The sequence below is a fragment of the Amycolatopsis halotolerans genome (genome assembly GCF_042647905.1).
Taxonomy (GTDB): domain Bacteria; phylum Actinomycetota; class Actinomycetes; order Mycobacteriales; family Pseudonocardiaceae; genus Amycolatopsis; species Amycolatopsis halotolerans.
Map to the genome: position 1 here is coordinate 31,134 of NZ_JBHRWI010000070.1, position 18,607 is coordinate 49,740.

The 18,607-nt window shown below is 69.4% G+C and carries 18 protein-coding genes and 1 riboswitch; of the genes, 14 read left to right on the plus strand and 4 right to left on the minus strand.

Features of this window, described 5'->3' with window-relative positions:
• Positions 1–142 precede the first annotated feature (142 nt).
• The 6 genes from ACFORO_RS41690 (at position 143) to mutM (ending at position 4,622) form a co-directional block, all read left to right on the plus strand.
• Positions 143–862, plus strand: coding sequence for a ribonuclease domain-containing protein (locus ACFORO_RS41690; RefSeq protein ID WP_354739384.1), 720 nt, complete (start codon positions 143–145; stop codon positions 860–862).
• A gap of 152 nt (positions 863–1,014) precedes the next feature.
• Positions 1,015–1,740 (plus strand): DivIVA domain-containing protein, encoded by a 726-nt coding sequence (locus ACFORO_RS41695; protein WP_377870392.1) that lies wholly within the window; start codon positions 1,015–1,017, stop codon positions 1,738–1,740.
• A 281-nt stretch (positions 1,741–2,021) separates the two neighbouring features.
• Positions 2,022–2,639: a YceD family protein gene (locus ACFORO_RS41700; protein ID WP_377870391.1), complete on the plus strand. Its 618-nt coding sequence runs from the start codon at positions 2,022–2,024 to the stop codon at positions 2,637–2,639.
• A gap of 74 nt (positions 2,640–2,713) precedes the next feature.
• Entirely contained in the window at positions 2,714–2,896 is a 183-nt protein-coding gene (gene rpmF / locus ACFORO_RS41705) for a 50S ribosomal protein L32 (RefSeq protein WP_009074209.1), read from the plus strand.
• Positions 2,897–2,910: 14 nt separating this feature from the next.
• Positions 2,911–3,651 carry a ribonuclease III gene (rnc, locus tag ACFORO_RS41710; RefSeq protein WP_182892148.1) on the plus strand — a complete coding sequence of 247 codons (741 nt, stop codon included), beginning with the start codon at positions 2,911–2,913 and terminating at the stop codon, positions 3,649–3,651.
• 110 nt (positions 3,652–3,761) lie between these two features.
• Complete coding sequence (gene mutM, locus ACFORO_RS41715) at positions 3,762–4,622, plus strand: bifunctional DNA-formamidopyrimidine glycosylase/DNA-(apurinic or apyrimidinic site) lyase (protein ID WP_377870390.1); 861 nt, start codon at positions 3,762–3,764, stop codon at positions 4,620–4,622.
• Positions 4,623–4,807: 185 nt separating this feature from the next.
• Here mutM and ACFORO_RS41720 read toward each other — a convergent pair whose 3' ends face one another.
• A complete protein-coding gene (locus tag ACFORO_RS41720; RefSeq protein ID WP_377870389.1) occupies positions 4,808–5,770 on the minus strand; it encodes a ketopantoate reductase family protein in 963 nt (320 codons plus the stop codon).
• Between the two features lie 90 nt (positions 5,771–5,860).
• On the opposite strand from ACFORO_RS41720, the gene ACFORO_RS41725 reads away from it, so the two are divergent.
• The gene (locus ACFORO_RS41725) at positions 5,861–6,430 is read left to right on the plus strand and encodes a TetR/AcrR family transcriptional regulator (RefSeq protein ID WP_377870388.1); all 570 of its coding nucleotides are present in this window, start codon (positions 5,861–5,863) and stop codon (positions 6,428–6,430) included.
• 30 nt (positions 6,431–6,460) lie between these two features.
• On the opposite strand, the gene ACFORO_RS41730 is transcribed toward ACFORO_RS41725, so the two are convergent.
• Both ACFORO_RS41730 and ACFORO_RS41735 read right to left on the minus strand, forming a co-directional pair.
• Positions 6,461–7,909, minus strand: a complete 1,449-nt coding sequence (locus tag ACFORO_RS41730; protein ID WP_377870387.1) for a nitrilase-related carbon-nitrogen hydrolase — start codon at positions 7,907–7,909, stop codon at positions 6,461–6,463.
• Complete coding sequence (locus tag ACFORO_RS41735; RefSeq protein WP_377870386.1) at positions 7,893–8,474, minus strand: TetR/AcrR family transcriptional regulator; 582 nt, start codon at positions 8,472–8,474, stop codon at positions 7,893–7,895. The genes ACFORO_RS41730 and ACFORO_RS41735 overlap by 17 nt, the downstream gene beginning before the upstream one ends.
• Before the next feature lie 159 nt (positions 8,475–8,633).
• On the opposite strand from ACFORO_RS41735, the gene ACFORO_RS41740 reads away from it, so the two are divergent.
• Positions 8,634–8,957, plus strand: coding sequence for a PadR family transcriptional regulator (locus ACFORO_RS41740; RefSeq protein ID WP_354739400.1), 324 nt, complete (start codon positions 8,634–8,636; stop codon positions 8,955–8,957).
• A 46-nt stretch (positions 8,958–9,003) separates the two neighbouring features.
• Positions 9,004–10,242, plus strand: coding sequence for an HAAS signaling domain-containing protein (locus tag ACFORO_RS41745; RefSeq protein ID WP_377870385.1), 1,239 nt, complete (start codon positions 9,004–9,006; stop codon positions 10,240–10,242).
• A gap of 169 nt (positions 10,243–10,411) precedes the next feature.
• On the opposite strand, the gene ACFORO_RS41750 is transcribed toward ACFORO_RS41745, so the two are convergent.
• On the minus strand, positions 10,412–10,933 hold the full coding sequence (locus ACFORO_RS41750) for a general stress protein (RefSeq protein WP_377870384.1): 522 nt from the start codon (positions 10,931–10,933) through the stop codon (positions 10,412–10,414).
• 238 nt (positions 10,934–11,171) lie between these two features.
• Between ACFORO_RS41750 and ACFORO_RS41755 the strand changes: the two genes are divergently transcribed.
• The 5 genes from ACFORO_RS41755 (at position 11,172) to gcvP (ending at position 18,582) form a co-directional block, all read left to right on the plus strand.
• A complete protein-coding gene (locus ACFORO_RS41755; protein WP_377870383.1) occupies positions 11,172–12,536 on the plus strand; it encodes a glutamine synthetase family protein in 1,365 nt (454 codons plus the stop codon).
• On the plus strand, positions 12,517–13,230 hold the full coding sequence (locus ACFORO_RS41760; protein ID WP_377870382.1) for a gamma-glutamyl-gamma-aminobutyrate hydrolase family protein: 714 nt from the start codon (positions 12,517–12,519) through the stop codon (positions 13,228–13,230). Before ACFORO_RS41755 ends, ACFORO_RS41760 begins: the two co-directional genes overlap by 20 nt.
• On the plus strand, positions 13,227–14,591 hold the full coding sequence (locus tag ACFORO_RS41765; protein ID WP_377870381.1) for an aldehyde dehydrogenase family protein: 1,365 nt from the start codon (positions 13,227–13,229) through the stop codon (positions 14,589–14,591). Before ACFORO_RS41760 ends, ACFORO_RS41765 begins: the two co-directional genes overlap by 4 nt.
• 6 nt (positions 14,592–14,597) lie before the next feature.
• On the plus strand, positions 14,598–15,365 hold the full coding sequence (locus ACFORO_RS41770) for a 3-oxoacyl-ACP reductase (RefSeq protein ID WP_377870380.1): 768 nt from the start codon (positions 14,598–14,600) through the stop codon (positions 15,363–15,365).
• Between the two features lie 152 nt (positions 15,366–15,517).
• A riboswitch (glycine riboswitch) is annotated at positions 15,518–15,610 on the plus strand.
• A gap of 140 nt (positions 15,611–15,750) precedes the next feature.
• The gene (gcvP, locus tag ACFORO_RS41775) at positions 15,751–18,582 is read left to right on the plus strand and encodes an aminomethyl-transferring glycine dehydrogenase (RefSeq protein ID WP_377920776.1); all 2,832 of its coding nucleotides are present in this window, start codon (positions 15,751–15,753) and stop codon (positions 18,580–18,582) included.
• Positions 18,583–18,607 lie beyond the last annotated feature (25 nt).

The following is an 18,607-nucleotide window of genomic DNA, read 5'->3' on the forward strand; positions in this document are numbered from 1 at the left end:
AGCACCGCCTCCGGCCGAAACGCCAGCCCGGCGGCCGATTTAGCCTGAACGGATTACAGCCTTCGTCGGGACTTCGGCCGCGTCCCGAAGCTGTTCACCTCACGTCATTCTGCGGACTACCCGACCGGGTTACCGTCCGAAAATGACCAACAACCGCAGCCGCATAGTCGGTGTCCTTTTCGCACTGCTGGTCGGTTTCCTGGGGTTCGGCACGGCCGCGGAGGCCGTTCCGATGTCCCCGGCGGCGCCGGCGTCCGTGCAGCCGAAGCAGAACTCCTGTGGGGATCTGTCCGGGTTCACGCACGTCAAGCTGTCCGCGTTGCCCGCGCAGGCGACTGACACCTACAAGCTCATCCAGACGAACGGCCCGTTCCCGTACCCGAAGAACGACGGCGTCGTGTTCACCAACCGCGAGGGGATCCTGCCCTCCTGCGCGTCGAGCTACTACCACGAGTACACCGTGCCCACGCCCGGTTCGAGCAACCGCGGCACCCGCCGGATCGTGACCGGCCAGGGCGGCGAGTACTTCTACACCGGCGACCACTACGAGTCCTTCCAGGTCATCGACATCGACGGCGGCAGCACCCCGACGAAGTGCGGCGACCTGTCGAAGCTGAGCCCGGTCGGCTACTCGACACTTTCCGACGAGGCCAAGAAGGTCGTCGACGGCGTGCGTGCGGGCACCCTCAGCGACGGCACGACCTACGAGAACCGCGAGGGCGTCCTGCCCGCGTGCGACGCCGGCTACTACACGCTGTACGACGTCGGCTCGGAGGACCGCGTGATCTCGGGCGACGGCGGCGAGCTGGTCTACACGCCGGACCACTACGCGACTTTCCAGAAGATCGACCTCAACGGCTGACCCAGGTCCGGAAGGGGCGGTTTCACCAGCGGGTGAAGCCGCCCCTTCTGTTAGGTGAGGACACGCCCGGTCGGGTGCTCGTTCACCGGTTCAGGCTGCGAAGCGGGCAGACTGGAAGCCAGTGATCGGGGAAACTGCTTGAGGGAGTGGCCGTGTACCGGGTTTTCGAGGCACTCGACGAGCTCGTCACGATCGTCGAAGAGGCCCGTGGGGTTCCCATGACGTCCAGCTGCGTGGTGCCCCGCGGCGACGTTCTCGAGCTGCTCGACGACGTCCGCGACGCGCTTCCCGGCGAAGTGGACGACGCGCAGGACGTTCTCGACAAACGAGACGACCTGCTGCTGGCCGCGCGCAAGGAGGCGGGGGAGACCGTCGCCGGCGCGAACGAGGAAGCCGAGCGGACGGTGTCGGACGCCACGTCCGAGGCCGAGCGCATCCTCGCCGACGCGCGCGCCCGCGCGGAGCAGATGCTGGGCGACGCGCACAACGAGGCCGAGCGCATGGTCGCGGGCGGACAGGCCGAGTACCAGAACCTCACCGAACGGTCCCGCGCCGAGTCGGAGCGGATGATCCAGGCCGGCCGCGACGCCTACGACCGCGCGATCGAGGACGCCCGCGCCGAACAGGCCCGGCTCGTCTCGCAGACCGAGGTCGTGCAGGCCGCGCACGCCGAATCCGCGCGCATCGTCGACGAGGCGCACTCCGAAGCCGACCGCCAGCGCGCCGACTGCGACGCGTACGTGGACGGCAAGCTGGCCGAGTTCTCCGAACTGCTGGCCACCACGCTGCGCACCGTCGACTCGGGCCGCAACCACCTGCGTTCGCCCTCGACCGGCCACGGCAACGGCCGCTCGACGCTGTACGACTACCAGGTCTGAGTTCCCGCCGCGTGGATGTTCCGGGCCGGGTGGTACCGGATGCGCGGCGGTCACGCGCCCCAATGTGGCATTGGGTGCATGCGACGCACCGAACGCCACATTGGGTGCATCTGACGCACCCAATGCCACATTGGGGCGCTTGCCCCGCCGCCAGCCTCGGCATCCGGTACCACCCGGCGCTGTGGCCTCGTGCGTGCCGGTCCCGGTTCCGGCCGCGATCGGCACTCGTCAGGTCCGGCCACCTCCAATGCGGTTGCGGGGCCTGCGTACGCTGGTAGGCGATGTCCGAAAACCCTGCCCAGAACCCCCGCCCCGCGCAGCTCGACGACCGCAGCCCGTGGGTGGTCGACACCCGTGAGCTCGGCCGCCGCGCGGGACTCAGCCGGGAGCTGCGCCGCGCCGCGCCCGTGCCGACCGCGCTCGGCGTCCCCGGCGTGCTCGAAATCCGCGAAGGCGAGCCCGTCGAGCTCGACCTGATGCTCGAATCCGTCGTCGAAGGCGTCCTCGTCACCGGCACCGCCACGGCGGTCGCCGCCGGCGAGTGCTCGCGCTGCCTCGACCCGGTCACCGAGAACATCGAGGTGGACCTCACCGAGCTGTTCGCCTACCCGGGATCGGCCACCGAGGAGACCACCGACGAGGACGAGATCCCCCGCCTGGTCGACGACCGGATCGACCTCGAGCCGACCGTCCGCGACGCCGTGGTGCTGGCGCTTCCGCTCGCCCCGCTGTGCCGCGAGGACTGCCCCGGTCTGTGCATCGAATGCGGCGTCAAGTGGGCCGATCTCGAGCCCGGACACGGGCATGAGAAGATAGACCCTCGGTGGGCCGCGCTGGTCGAGCGATTCGACGAGAACGCGGGCGAAAAGCCTGCGCACGGCTCCGGAGAGCAAGCCTGACGAGCGTCCAGCTCGATCCGGGAGAAGTAAGTTCGCTCGCATCCGCGAGCAGACCGTTTGAAGGAGATCTACTCGTGGCCGTCCCGAAGCGGAAGATGTCGCGATCCAACACGCGCTCCCGCCGCAGCCAGTGGAAGGCGGCTCCGGTTCAGCTGGTGCCCTGCTCCAACCGCGCCTGCCGCCAGCCGAAAATCCAGCACGTCGCTTGCCCGGCTTGCGGCCAGCACAACGGCCGCCAGGTCGTCGAGCCCGCCTGAGCGGGCAGCCGATCATGGGGGGTAAGCCCGTCGGAGGACCCGCGGCCGATCCCGCATCGTTGCTCGAGGCGCTCGGGGTCGTTCTCGACCCCGAGCTGCTCCGTCTTTCGCTCACGCACCGCTCGTACGCGTACGAGCACGGCGGCCTGCCGCCGAACGAGCGACTGGAGTTCCTCGGAGACGCGGTGCTCGGCCTCGTCGTCACCGACCACCTCTACACCACCCACCCCGACCTGCCCGAGGGCCAGCTCGCGAAGCTGCGCGCCAGCGTCGTCAACATGCACGCGCTGGCGGGCGTCGCACGCGGGCTCGGCGAGGGCGGGCTCGGGGCGCATCTGCTGCTGGGCAAGGGCGAAGAGCTCACCGGCGGCCGGGACAAGGCGAGCATCCTCGCCGACGGTCTCGAAGCCGTCATCGGCGCCACGTACCTCGCGCACGGCATCGAGGTCGCGCGCAAGCTCGTGCACCACCTCTTCGACGGGTTGCTGGCCGAGGCTCCGCTGCGCGGGGCAGGCCTCGACTGGAAGACCAGCCTGCAGGAGCTGACCGCCTCCGGGGGACTCGGCGTGCCCGAGTACCGCGTCGAGGACAGCGGTCCCGACCACCGCAAGGAATTCACCGCCACCGTGCTGGTGGCGGGCCGCGCGCTGGGCGAAGGCAACGGCACCACGAAGAAGGAAGCCGAGCAGAAGGCCGCGGAGACCGCCTGGCGGGCGCTGTCGGAGGAACTCGGCACCGGCGACGACGCGAGCTGAGTCGTTTTTTCTTCCCGGGGCCGGCCGACTTGACGTCGGCCGGCCCCGGTTTTTTGTTGCTGGGCACGGGCCCGCCGTTTTTTGTCGGGGGCGCCGGGCAGAATGAGCGCATGCCCGAACTACCCGAGGTCGAGACCGTCCGCGCCGGTCTCGAAGCGCACGTCGCCGGCCGTACCGTCCGGGCCGTCGAGGTGCTGCACGACCGCGCCATCCGGCGGCACGCCCAAGGAGCCGCCGACTTCACCGGACGGCTCGCCGGAGTCACGATCGAGGCGGCCTGGCGGCGCGGCAAATACCTGTGGCTGGAACTGTCCGACGGCGAGGCGGTGCTGGCGCATCTCGGCATGAGCGGCCAGATGCTGGTGCAGCCCGAGGGCTCGGCGGACGAGAAACACCTGCGCGTCCGGGTCCGATTCGCCGACGGCGGACCGGAGCTGCGGTTCGTCGACCAGCGCACGTTCGGCGGCCTGGCCCTGGACGAACTGGTCGAGGTCGACGGCGACAGCCTGCCCGGCACCATCGCGCACATCGCCCGGGACCCGATGGACCCGAAGTTCGACCCGGAGGCCGCCGTGCGCGCGTTGCGTTCGCGGCGTACCGAGGTGAAACGGGCGCTGCTCGACCAGACACTGGTGTCCGGGGTGGGCAACATTTACGCCGACGAGGCGTTGTGGCGCTGCAAACTGCATTGGTCGCGGCCGACCGAGAAACTCACTGCCGCACAAGGGCGAACGCTGGTGTCCGCGGCCAGCGACGTGATGTCGGCGGCGCTGCTCGCGGGCGGGACGTCGTTCGACGCGCTTTATGTGAACGTGAACGGAGAATCGGGGTATTTCGAGCGCTCGCTCGACGCGTACGGTCAGGAAGGAATGCCGTGCCGCCGCTGCGGTTCGCCGATCCGGCGGGAGCCGTTCATGAACCGGTCCTCGTTTTCGTGTCCCAGGTGTCAGCGGCGGGCTCGGGTGGCTTAGCCGCGCGGGGTGGTCGCCTGGCAGTGGACGTGGGGCTGGGCGGCCAGTTGTGGCTGCGGTCGGTCGAGAACGCGAGGTCGCTGAGGCCAGGTGGTGAGACCGAACCGCGCGAACCAGCGGCGTTTCCTTCCATGCCACGGACACTCGACAGCGAAAAGCCTTGTGCGACCGGGACATCGGTGAGTTCAGGCTCGACCCGTCTCCTCGCGGGCGAAGAGCGGTTCCGCCGCTTCCAGCCGCGGTGCCGAGATGCCTAATCGTCGTGCTTCGGCCAGCGTGTCCCGGCAGACCTCGCGTGGCTCCTCCGCGTCGGGGTTGTTGTGTGCGGCGAAACTCGCGCGCACGGGCGCGAAATGAGCAGTCAGCCAGGCGAGCACGGGGGCCGTCAGCCAGGTGGGCGCTCGGAACAGCAGCAGACCGCCCCGGTGCCGTCGCAGGTCGATACCGCGCGCTTCGAGGAGCGGCACGAGTTCGCGCCCGGCCAGCAGGCCCTCGCGCACGTCGCGCGTCGACCCGGCCAGCTGGGACAGGGAACCCAGCCGCAGGCCTTGGGAGAACAGGCCCGCGTCCGAGACGAAATGGACCCACAGCCAGCCGCGGAAGTCGGGCCGCTCCTTGATCTGGAGCCCGGCCTCGCGAAACGCTTGGCGCACAGCCAGTTCCCGGTCGGTCGGGGGCTGGCCGAGAGTGCCGAAGACGACCGACCGCAGCAGGAATCCGCGGAGCACGCCGTCCGCGCCGAAACCTCCGCCGCCTTGGGGAAAGCCCCAGGCGACCTGGTCGACGGGGAGTGCGCCGATCGCGTCCAACGGCTCGGTCCAGACGTTGCCGAAGATCAGCACCGTGGCCCGGCCGACGCGCGGAGCCAGGAAAGCCGTCGCCTCCGCGAGGCGGTGGTGCCCCACGCTGAGCACGATCAGGTCGAAGTCATGGTCTGGTTCCACCTCCTCGCGGAGGCGCACCGGCCACTTCTCGACGCGCTGCCCACGCCGCCAGTGCCGCGGATCGAACAGGTCGAGGTCGACGGTGTCTCCGTACGTCGCCGCGCGGCCCGGCCGGACGTAGAACTCGACGTCGTGGCCCGCCCGTTGCAGGGTCCAGCCGTAGACGGTGGCGATCACGCCCCGGCCGAACATCAGGATCTTCACGTGCACCTCGTGGGGTAGCATTCGATGTGGAGACAATCTCCACTTTTCAAAATATGGAGACTGTCTCCACTTGTCAACGCGAGGGAGCACATGACCGCCGACAAGCCGCTGCGGGCCGACGCCCGGCGCAACCGCGATGTCCTGGTCGCCAAGGCGCGAGAGATCTTCGACGCCGGTGAGTTCTTCGACCTGCGCTTCGACGACTTCGCCCGCCTGGCGGGGGTCGGCACCGGCACGCTGTACCGGCATTTCCCCACCCGGGAGGCGCTGGCCGAGGCGGTCTACCACGGAGAAGTCGCCGCGCTGTGCGACCGCGCGCGCGAGCTGCGGGCCACGCTGCCCGCGGCGGAGGCTTTGGCGACTTTCCTGCGCGGCATGGTCGACCATATCGACGCCCACGAGGGCCTGGCCCGCACGCTGGCCACGCTCATGGCCGAACGCTCAGGCGACCTCGCCGAGGGCAGCCAGGCGCTGGAGCAGGCTGTCGCCGATCTGGTGGCCGCCGCCGTGCGGGAGGGCAGCGTTCGCGACGACGTGGATTCCGGTGCGGTGATGATGGTGCTGCACGGCATCGGTGCGGCTCACGACCGTCCACATTGGCGTGCCGAGGCTGACGACGTCATCACCCTCCTGCTGGACGGGCTGCGCCGACCGCAGTGACACGGCGCGGCGGGGTGGATCCGTGAATTTTCAGGATGGTCGCGTAGCCGTGCGGAGGCGGGTGAAAACCAAGCCAGCAACGGTAATCGCGATCGCGAGCCAAGCGAACCAATCACCGAAGCGCGTGTGGAACGTCTGGCCGGGACCTGCGGGAACATCGGCAACGACTGTCGTGAACGGAGCTGGTCCGCCGGTACGGGCGTCACCGAGGACGCGGCCGTAGCCGTCGGACAGCATCAGGCTGCCGTTCGCGTCGGAGAGCGCGATCGACTGTCCACTTTCGACACCTCGGAGCAGTGCGTTGCGGGTGTGCTGCCAGCCGCCCTCGTCGTTGTTGCCCGGCGGCACTGCCAGTTCGGCCGGGATCGCGAGGATCCGCGAACCGGCGGCGGCGTAGTCGCGGCTGGGGGAGGTGAACGTCGTGTCGCCGCAGATCACCAATCCGGTCGGGACCTCGGCACCCGGGACGAACACCAGATCCCGGCCCGGCGGGCTCACCAGGTCGTGGTGCTTCAGGTACCGAACAGGTGAGGCACCGTCGGCGGGGAAGGCCAGCGCGTAGTCGTAGTTGTGCTTGCCTGGCCGGTCGTAGTACTCGAAGCCGACCACGATCGCCGCGCCCCGGGCCTTGGCCGCGCGCCGCATCGGCTCGACCAACGCCGCTGGCCATTCCTCCTCGGCGCTGAAAGCCGCTTCGGGCAACACGATGAGCTTCACGCCGTCTGGCATGGCTGAGATCTGCTGGATGTATTCGTCGACCAAGGCGCGGCCTTGAGCGGTGCCGAGCGCGGGACCCCAGTGGTAGCCGGCATTTTGCGTGATAGCGGCCATTCGCACCGTCGGACCGCCAGTGCCGGAAAGCCGTAGTGCGCCGCCGCCAAGGGACAAAGCCACAATGACCGCGGCGACAACGCCAATGCGCACCCGGGAAGCTCCGGGCGCGCACATCGCGGCGACCGCGAAAGCGGGCAGCAGCACCAGGAACTCGACGCCCCACATCCCGGCCCAGGAAGCGGTTTGCAGCACGAGCGGCGCGTCGCCCTGGGCGTTGGCGAGGGAACCCATCATCCCCATCGGGTTCAGCGTGGCGATCAGGTACAAGAGGGCGGTCCACGCCGCCGGCGCGGCGAGGCTGGCCAGCAGTGTCCGGCGGCGGCGCGCCAAGGCCCAGAACAGCCACACCGCGAACGTGAACACCAGCGACATCCCGACATCGATGGCGGCGCCGAACGGCCACAACGGTTCGTCGCCGGAATGTGTTTGGTAGGCCCACATATTCGCGGTGCCGAGCAGGAACGCGCCGAACGCGGTGCTCACCGTGGTCCAGCCGCTGGCTCGGGTTGCCAGCAGCAGCACCGGAAACGGCGCGAGCCAGGTGAGCGCGGCGATCGGGCCCAGTCCGGTGCCGAAGTAGAAGAGCGCCGCTGAAGAAAGCAGCGCGACCGGGACCTGCCAGCGGGCATTACGTTCTGAGGCCATCGAAAATCCTCCGGGAAGTACGTCGGCACAGCGCACGGAACTCGGGTTCCGCCGCCCCCATCCGGCCGGCGAGGTAGTGCAGCACCATGCCTTGCGTTTGCGTGCTGACGGTCAGCGCGGCTTCCAGCGGATCGTCGTCGCGCAGCACGCCGTCGCGGATGCCTTCTTCGATCAGCCGGACCAGCGCGGTGAACGGCGGCGAGCCGGGTTCGCGGTAGCCGTCGGGATAGATCCGGGCCCGCGCCCAGCCGTCGGTCATCAGGAAGCGGTACAGATGCGGCTGGCCGAGGGCGAAATCCAGGAACCGGTCCAGCAGCGCGTCGAAGCGGTCGAGCCATTCGCCCTCCGGCGCCGGGTCTTTCCACGCCGCGCCCAGTTCCCGGCCGGTGGCGTCGGCGACCGCGCGCAGCAGGACCTCGCGGTTTTCGTAATGCCGGTAGATCGCCATCGCGGTGACTCCGGCGGCTTCGGCGACCCGGCGCATGCTGACCGCCGCCGCGCCCTCGGCGGCGATGATCTCGCGCGCCGCCGCCGCGAGCCGTTCGGCTGTCGGGATCTCGACCATGTCTACACTGTATACCTTGATGTCTACGCTGTATACCTGACCGTTCGTCTCTCGCTGACCTGGCCGGATGGGCAGCGATACCGCCGAACGGCCGCTCGCCGCGCACACTACTGCGCTATGCGTGGTAGCTTCTCTCGCGCAGGACCGGGAAGGAACGCAGTGGAGATCAGTCAGCTGCTCAAGGGAGTGCTGGACCTCGCGGTCCTCGCGGTGCTGCGCGACGACGACGGGTACGGCTACGACGTGCTGCGAAGACTGCGCGCCGCCGGCCTGGAGGAGGTCGGGGACGCGTCGGTGTACGGCACGCTGCGGCGGCTGTACAAGGCGGGATTGCTGACGTCGTACGTGGTTCCGAGCGAAGAAGGCCCGCACCGCAAGTACTACAGCTTGAACGACCGGGGCAGGGCGCGGCTCGCCGAATCGGCGCGCACGTGGGGCAGCTTCGCGTCCATTATGGACAGTTTGGTGAAAGAGCGGGCCTGACCGCGCGGACAGGCGAAACCGCGGGCACGAATCGGGGAGAGGCAGCATGAGCACGGACAAGCCGACGGCCGCGCGGGTGTACCTGTCGAGGGTGCGCACCGCGCTCGCGGACCTGCCCGCGAACGAGATCGAGGAACTGCTCGAGGACGTCCGGCCGCAGCTGGCCGAGATGGAGTCGGAAGCAGGCGCCGCGGCGCGGGTCGAGGACCTCGTCGCGCGGCTCGGCACCCCGGAGAGCTACGCGGCCGAACTGCGGGCTTCCGGCGGCTACCCGCCCGCTCCGGCTCCGGAAGCGGCGACCGAGGTCCTGCCGACGGCGGCGACGGCGAAGCCGGGCCGGGCCGGAGCGCGGCTTGCCTTGTGGGGCTTGGTGTTCTGCGCGGCGGGCACCGCGATGATCGCGTTCTACACCGCGGTGCGCTTCAATGCCGAGGCGCTGGCCGGGATGGTCTTGCTGGCCCCGGTGTTCGCGGTGAGCGTGGCGTTCCTGCTGCTGCGCGGGCTCGACGCGATGCGGGAGCTGCCGGAGGTGGTCCGCGCGCGGGCGATGGTGAAGTCGATGCGGGAGGACCGGTCGGCCGACCGCGCGCTCGCGTATCTCGATTCGCTGAAGCCGGCGTGGTGGGTGGTCTGCGGGTTCGCGCTGCTGGCGTTCGGGCTGCTGCTGATGATCCGGGACCTGCACGCGGTCCTGCTGCTGCCGGTGCTGCTCGTCGGCGCGGGCCTGGTGATGTGGGCGGGCCCGCGGATCAAGGTCGACGGCCGGATGCTGTGGATCGCGGTGCCGGTGTCGGCGTTCGTGGTGGGCAGCGCGTTCGGCGGCCTCGGCGCGGCGGTCAACCTCGTCCGGGACCGCACGTATTCGTCGAGTTCCACCCCGTCGTACGCCTCGCCGATGTACGAGGACGTCCACGGCAACGAAGCGCTGCGCTACGGCCAGCACGAACTGAGCAACCTGTACGTGTTCGACGCGAACGGCAAACCGCTTGAGAACGTCTACCTGTACGACGACCGCGGCCGCCCGCTCGCGATCTCCCGCTACGGCTGCGAGAAGGACACCGGCACGAGCCAGCTGACCGGGCAGGACAACCAGTTCCCGCGTCCGAAGGTCGTCGAGGGAGTGCAGGACGACCGCGGGAACGTCAACGGGTACAACGGTCATCGCGCATATTGCCGGGAGGACGCGGGGGTGCCGTTCGCGGCGGTGATCCCGAAGGCTTCGGCGACATCCGGGACGCCGGTCCCGCCGAGCACTCCGACGAAGGCCGCTCCGCCGACGAGGTAAGGGGCATCGGGGTGGGTGGCTCGTGAGTGTTGATTCCGGTGAGAACCGGCATAGGCGCGCACGAGACCCGACCAGCACGGCAGCCCGCCTCTCGGCAAGGCCCGGAACGCGAAACCGGGCGCCCAGGCCGCGAACGGCCCGGGGCGCCCGGGAGGCGAGTCGGCGAAACTCAGTGGTTGAACGCCGAGCGCGCGGCCAGGTCCGCCAGCAGCTGGCGGCCCTTCTCGGCGTTGCGCGGCTGCGTCAGCACGTCGTAGCGCTGCGCGACCAGCTGGCTCTGCGAGATGAACCCGCGCTTGTTGCGGTTCGCCGCGTAGCCCAGTGCGCCGAAGGCCACGTTGAACACGACACCCGCGGCGAGGCCGAGCACGATCGACAGCAGCCCGGCGGCCGGGTTGAGCATGCTCAGCACCAGGCCCAGGAACAGGCCGAACACCGCGCCGGACATGGCCGCGCTGCTGAGCATCCGGCTCCAGCTCATCTTGCCCGCGATGCGCTCGACGAGCATCGGCTGGACGCCGACGATGGTGACGTCGGCGACCGGGAAGTCAGCGTGCGCGAGGTGGTCGACGGCCTGCTGCGCCTGCTCGTAGGACTCGTACGACCCGATCGGCCACCCGGTGGGCAGCGTCGGGAGCTGCGGCCGCGCCTGCTGCTGGCTGAACGTGGTCTGCGTGAATGCTTCAGTCATCCCTCTCACCTCTCTTGCCCGGTCCAACGCACGAGGCGGCGGATTTGGTCCCGGACGCACCCGATTCACAGTATCTTCTCAGCCGGGCAACCCGGACATAGCAGGCGCCGCCTGGGTGAGCCGCGCTGAACCCTCGTTTAAAGGTCTATGAAAATACCTTTCAGTGGATTGACCCTGGCAGGACCGCCCGGTAAGAAGAAGCCGCAAAGGACCTGATCCGAACCTTTGGGGCGATGCGATGGCGGCCAGGCGAGGAATGCTCACGCTCGAAGATCTCCGCGAACGGGTGACGGCGGGCACCATCGACACGGTGCTCGTCGCGCTCACCGACATGCAGGGGCGGCTCCAGGGCAAGCGCTGCTCGGCGGAGTACTTCCTCGAAGAGGTGGTCGGCCACGCGACCGAGGCGTGCAACTACCTGCTCGCGGTGGACGTCGACATGAACACCGTCGACGGCTACGACATCTCGTCCTGGCAGAGCGGCTACGGCGACTTCGTGCTCCGGCCGGATTTCGCGACGCTGCGGGAGATTCCGTGGCAGGAGGGCACCGCGCTGGTGCTCGCGGACGTCGAGCGCGTGCAGGGCGGCCCGGTTTCCGTTTCGCCGCGCCAGGTGCTGCGCCGCCAGCTCGACCGGCTCGCCGGGCACGACCTGAAGGCGTACGTCGGCACCGAACTCGAGTTCATCGTGTTCGACGACTCCTACGAATCCGCGTGGGACAAGCGCTACCAGGACCTCAAACCGTCCAATCAGTACAACGTCGACTACTCCATGCTCGGCACCGCGCGCATCGAGCCGCTGCTGCGCCGGATCCGCAACGGAATGGCGGGCGCGGGCCTGTATCCGGAGTCGGCGAAGGGCGAGTGCAACCCGGGCCAGCACGAGATCGCCTTCCGCTACGCCGAAGCACTCGCGACGTGCGACAACCACGGCATCTACAAGAACGGTGCGAAGGAGATCGCCGCGCAGGAGGGCAAGAGCCTCACGTTCATGGCGAAGTACAACGAACGCGAGGGCAACTCCTGCCACATCCACCTGAGCCTTCGCAGCAAGTCCGGCGAAGCGGTGCTTCCCGGCGACGGCGACCACGGCTTCTCGAAGCTGATGCAGCACTTCCTCGCCGGACAGCTGGAAGCGTTGCGCGAGATGACGTACTTCTTCGCCCCGAACATCAACTCGTACAAGCGTTACGTCCCTGGCAGCTTCGCGCCGACAGCGATCGCGTGGGGCACGGACAACCGTACGTGCGCGTTGCGCGTAGTCGGGCACGGCGACGGGTTGCGCGTCGAGAACCGCGTACCCGGCGGAGACGTGAACCCGTACCTCGCAGTCGCCGCGATGATCGCTGCTGGGCTGCACGGCATCGAGAACGAACTGCCGCTGGAGCCTGAGTTCGTAGGCAACGCGTACGCGTCCGACAAGCCCACTGTGCCCGTCACGCTCGCTGAAGCCGCTGAAGTCCTCGAAGGCAGCCGTATCGCGCGAGATGCCTTCGGCGCTGATGTAGTCGACCATTACCTCAACGCCGCGCGAATCGAGCGCGAAGCGTACGAGCGAGCTGTGACCGATTGGGAGCGCATCCGTGGTTTTGAACGACTCTGACCCACCCGTCATCGGACTCAGCACCTACTCGGAACAGGCGAAGTTCCTGGCTTGGGACACCGAAGCGATGCTGCTGCACCGGGTGTACGCGGACTGCGTGGTCAAGGCGGGCGGGGTTCCGGTGCTGCTGCCGCCAGTAAGCACGAAGTACGACGCGCTCGTGGGACGCATCGACGGCCTGGTTCTCACCGGCGGCGCGGACGTCGAACCCAGCCGTTACGGCCAGGAGCCGCACGAGAAGACGTACATCCGACCGGAGCGCGATGCGTTCGAGTTCGGCCTGTTCGAGGCGGCGCGCGCGGCCGGAAAGCCGGTGCTCGGCGTGTGCCGCGGGCTGCAGGTGATGAGTGTCGCGCTCGGCGGCACGCTCTCGCAGCACCTCCCGGAAACCCTCGGCGACGCAACGCATCAGCCGGCTCCGGCGACGTTCGGCACCAGCACTGTCAGCCTGGTCGACGGCACGCGGGCGGCAGCGATTCTCGGCCAGGAAACGAAAGTCCAGTGTTACCACCATCAGGCGATTGACCGGCTGGGCTCCGGCTTGATCGCGTCCGGCCACGCGGCGGACGGGACGGTCGAGGCCGCGGAGGTGCCGGGCGAGTTCGTGCTCGGCGTGCAGTGGCATCCGGAGCAGGACAGCGACGACGTCCGGCTGTTCGCCGCGCTTGTGAACGCCGTGCGGGAGGCGAAATGACGACGTTCGAGGTGCGCAATCCGGCGACTGCGGAGGTGGTGCGCCAGGTCGAGTTGACCAGCGAGGCGGAGACCGACGCCGCGATCGCCCGCGCGCACGCCGCGTTCCCGGCCTGGCGGGCGCTCGCCCCGGGCGACCGGGCGAGGCTGCTGCGCCGGTTCGCGGACGCGGTCGACGCCGACCGGGAGAACCTCGCCCGGCTGGAGGTCGAGAACTCCGGCCACACCATCGGCAACGCCCGCTGGGAGGCGGGCAACGTGCGCGACCTGCTCGAATACTCCGCCGGCGCGCCGGAACGGTTGTTGGGCAAGCAAATCCCGGTCGACGGCGGCGTCAACGTCACGTTCCACGAGCCGCTGGGCGTGGTCGGCGTGATCGTGCCGTGGAACTTCCCGATGCCGATCGCGGGCTGGGGCTTCGCGCCCGCGCTCGCGGCGGGCAACACGGTCGTGCTCAAACCGGCCGAGCTGACCCCGCTCACCGCGCTGCGCCTGGCCGAACTCGCGCGTGAAGCGGGAATCCCCGAGGACGTCTTCCAGGTGCTCCCGGGCAAGGGATCGGTTGTCGGGCAACGGTTTGTCACGCATCCGGCGGTGCGCAAGGTCGTGTTCACCGGCTCCACCGAGGTCGGCAAGCAGGTCATGGCGGGCTGCGCGGCGCAGGTGAAACGGGTGACGCTGGAGCTGGGCGGCAAGAACGCCAACATCGTGTTCGCCGACGCCGACCTGGAGAAAGCCGCGGCGACCGCGCCGTACGGGGTGTTCGACAACGCCGGCCAGGACTGCTGCGCGCGCTCGCTGATCCTGGTGCAGGACAACGTTTGCGACCGGTTCCTCGAACTGCTCGAACCCGCGGTGCGGGGCGTGGTCGTCGGCGATCCGGGCGACGAGTCGACCGAGATGGGCCCGCTGATTTCCGCGGACCACCACGCGAAAGTCTCGTCCTACGTCACCGAGCGGACGCCGGTCGCTTTCCGCGGCAGCGCGCCGTCCGGGCCGGGCTACTGGTTCGCGCCGACCGTCGTGCTGCCGCCGGGCCTGGACGATCCGCTGGCCCGTGACGAGATCTTCGGCCCGGTCGTCGCGGTGGTCCGATTCCGCGACGAAGCCGACGCGGTGCGGATGGCCAACGACACCGAGTACGGCCTGTCCGGCTCGATCTGGACCCGCGACGTCGGCCGTGCCTTCCGAGTTGCGCGCGGCGTCGATTCTGGGAACCTGTCGGTGAATTCGCATTCGTCGGTCCGCTACTGGACGCCCTTCGGCGGCTTCAAGCAGTCCGGCCTCGGCCGTGAGCTGGGCCCGGACGCCGCCGCCGCTTTCACCGAAACCAAGAACGTTTTCCTGAGCACAGAGGAATGACCCACGATGGTGCAGCGTTTTGACGGCCGCGTCGCGGTGATCACCGGCGGAGCGAGCGGCATCGGCCTCGCCACCGCCCAACGGCTGGCGAGCGAGGGCGCGAAGGTCGTGATCGGCGACGTCGAGCCGGGGCAGGGCAAGGCGGCCGCCGACACCGTGGGCGGGGCCTTCGTCCAGGTCGACGTCACCGACGCGGACCAGGTCGAGGCCCTCTTCCAGACGACGGTCGACGAGTTCGGCGCGGTCGACGTCGCCTTCAACAACGCGGGCATCTCGCCGCCCGAGGACGATTCGATCCTCACCACCGGCATCGAAGCGTGGGAGAAGGTGCAGCGGGTCAACCTGACCTCGGTGTACCTGTGCTGCAAGGCCGTGTTGCCGCACATGCAGCGCCAGGGCCGGGGTTCGATCGTGAATACCGCTTCGTTCGTGGCCGTGATGGGAGCCGCGACGTCGCAGATTTCGTACACCGCTTCGAAGGGCGGCGTGCTGGCCATGACGCGCGAGCTGGGCGTGCAGTTCGCGCGCGAGAACATCCGGGTCAACGCGCTGTGCCCGGGGCCGGTCAACACGCCGCTGCTGAAGGAACTCTTCGCGAAGGACCCGGAGCGCGCGGCCCGCCGTCTGGTGCACGTTCCCGTCGGCCGGTTCGCCGAGCCGGAGGAAATCGCCGCCGCGGTGGCCTTCCTGGCGAGCGACGACGCCAGCTTCATCACCGCCGCACAGTTCCTGGTAGACGGCGGCATCTCGGGTGCCTACGTAACCCCGCTGTGACCGTACGTGAGGGGAACCCTGAGGGAATCAGAGTCAATCAGGGTTCCCCTCACGTACCTCCGGCGAGGGGTGTGGCGTAAGCCGGGCGCAGTAGACTGAGGGGTGAAGCGGCAGGTAGGGTGGCCGCAACCACAATTGAACACAGGGCCGTTCGAGCCGGAGCGGGAGAGTCCCATGCGAGCAGTGGGACACCGAAGGAGCAAACTCCCCGGAATCTCTCAGGTAACCGCTACCGCTTTTGGCGAGGCCACTCTGGAAAGCAGGCGCACCCGCGCCTCACCCAAGGTGAAAGCCGCGTCGAGCGCGGTGAAACTCTCAGGTGCCCATGACAGAGGGGGAGTTCCCAGTGCACCGCCGCGCCCGGTGCCCGTCCCGAGGAGCTCCCATCACCTCCACCCCCTTCGACACCCGCCACATCGGTCCCGGCGAGGCCGAGCGGGCGAAGATGCTCGCCGAATGCGGTTACGGAAGCCTGGACGCCCTCGTGGAAGCGGCGGTGCCCACTGCCATCCGCACCGCGGGCGACCTGGCGCTGCCGGAGCCGGCGTCCGAGGAAGAGGCCACTGCTGAGCTGCGCGCGCTCGCCGCGCGCAACCGGCCGATGACGCAGATGATCGGCCTCGGCTACTCCGACACCGTCACCCCGGGCGTGATCCGCCGCAACGTGCTCGAGAACCCGGCCTGGTACACCGCGTACACGCCGTACCAGCCGGAGATCTCGCAGGGCAGGCTCGAAGCGCTGCTGAACTTCCAGACCGCGGTGTCCGACCTGACCGGGCTGGCGATCGCCAACGCCTCGATGCTCGACGAGTCCACCGCCGTGGCCGAGGCGATGACGCTGATGCGCCGGGCTTCCAAGTCGAAGTCCAATGTGGTCGTTCTCGACTCCGAGTGCCTTCCGCAGACCGTCGAGGTCGTGCGGACGCGCGCCGCCGGTCTCGGCATCGATGTGCAGGTGCGCGACCTGCTCACCGGTCTGCCCGAGGAGTTCTTCGGCGTCGTCGTGCAGTACCCCGGCGCGTCCGGCGTGCTGCGCGGCCGCGGTTTCTACCACGCGGTTTCCGAAGCGGCGAAGGCCGCGGGCGCGCTGTACACGGTCGCTGCCGACCTGCTCGCGCTCACCTTGATCGCCGCGCCCGGCGAGTTCGGCGCGGACGTCGCCGTCGGTTCTACGCAGCGCTTCGGCGTGCCGCTGGGCTACGGCGGTCCGCACGCCGGGTACATGGCGGTGCGCGCCGGCCTGGAGCGGTCGCTGCCCGGCCGTCTCGTGGGCGTGTCCGTGGACGCGGACGGGAACACTGCGTACCGCCTCGCGCTGCAGACGCGCGAGCAGCACATCCGTCGCGAGAAGGCGACCTCCAACATCTGTACCGCGCAGGTGCTGCCCGCAGTGCTTGCCGCGATGTACGCGGTCTACCACGGTCCCGAGGGCCTGAAGGCGATCGCGACGCGGGTTCACGAACTCGCGGCCGGTCTCGCGAACGCGCTGCGCGCCGGTGGTGTCGAGGTCGCTCACGAGGCCTTCTTCGACACTGTCGTCGCGAAGGTGCCTGGCCGTGCCGCTGAAGTGCACGCCGCCGCGCGCGAGGCGGGGATCAACCTCGGCCACATCGACGCCGACCACGTCCGCATCGCCTCCGACGAGGTCACGCGTCCCGACACGCTCGCGAAGGTGCTTCGCGCCTTCGGTGTCGACAGCGCGTGGGAAGCCGCGCAGGCGCTCCCGAACGGCCTCGCCCGCGAGAGCGGCTACCTGACGCACGAGGTGTTCAGCTCGCACCGGTCCGAGACGTCGATGCTGCGTTACCTGCGCCGTCTCGCCGACCAGGACTTCGCGCTCGACCGCGGGATGATCCCGCTCGGCTCCTGCACGATGAAGCTCAACGCCACCGCCGAAATGGAGCCGATCAGCTGGCGCGAGTTCGCGGGCATCCACCCGTTCGCGCCCGCTGAGGACGCCGAGGGCTACCACGAGCTGGTCCGCCAGCTGTCCGGCTGGCTGGCCGAGGTCACCGGCTACGACCAGGTGTCGCTGCAGCCGAACGCGGGCAGCCAGGGCGAGCTCGCCGGGCTGCTGGCGATCCGCGCCTACCACCAGGCGAACGGCCAGCCCGAGCGCGACGTCTGCCTGATCCCGTCGTCCGCGCACGGCACCAACGCCGCCTCCGCGGTGCTCGCCGGGATGCGCGTGGTCGTGGTCAAGTGCACCGACGAGGGCAACGTCGACCTCGAAGACCTGCAGTCCAAAGTGGACAGCCACAGCGCCGACCTCGCCGCGATCATGGTCACCTACCCGTCCACGCACGGCGTCTACGAGCACGGCATCGAGCGGCTCGCCAAGATCGTGCACGACGGCGGCGGCCAGGTGTACGTCGACGGCGCGAACCTCAACGCGCTGCTGGGCCTGGCGAAGCCGGGCGAGTTCGGCGGCGACGTCTCGCACCTGAACCTGCACAAGACGTTCTGCATCCCGCACGGCGGCGGCGGCCCCGGCGTCGGCCCGGTCGCGGCGCGCGAACACCTCGCGCCGTACCTGCCGAACCACCCGCTGCTCGCGCAGGCCGGACCGGACACCGGCGTCGGCCCGATCAGCGGCGCGCCCTACGGCTCGGCGTCGATCCTGCCGATCTCCTGGGCGTACGTGCGGATGATGGGCGCGCCCGGGCTCACCGAGGCCACCAAGGTCGCGGTGCTCGCGGCCAACTACATCGCCGCCCGGCTCGCGCCGCACTACCCGGTGCTCTACACCGGCCAGGACGGCCTGGTCGCGCACGAGTGCATCCTCGACCTGCGCGGCATCACCAAGGAAACCGGCGTGACCGTGGACGACGTCGCGAAGCGGCTCATCGACTACGGCTTCCACGCGCCGACCATGTCGTTCCCGGTCGCGGGCACGCTCATGGTCGAGCCCACCGAGAGCGAGGACCTCGCCGAGATCGACCGGTTCTGCGAGGCGATGATCGCCATCCGCCGCGAGATCGACGAGGTCGCGGCCGGCCGCTGGACCGCCGAGACGAGCCCGCTGCGCGGCGCGCCGCACACCGCTTCGTCGGTCATTGGCGAGTGGACCGCGGACTACGACCGCGAGCTGGCGGCGTACCCGGTCGGCGTGGCGCGCAAGACCAAGTACTGGCCGCCGGTGCGGCGGATCGACGGCGCGCGCGGCGACCGCAACCTCGTCTGCTCCTGCCCGCCCCTCGACGCGTACGACGCGTGAGCGTGTCCTCCGCTCGCGACAACGA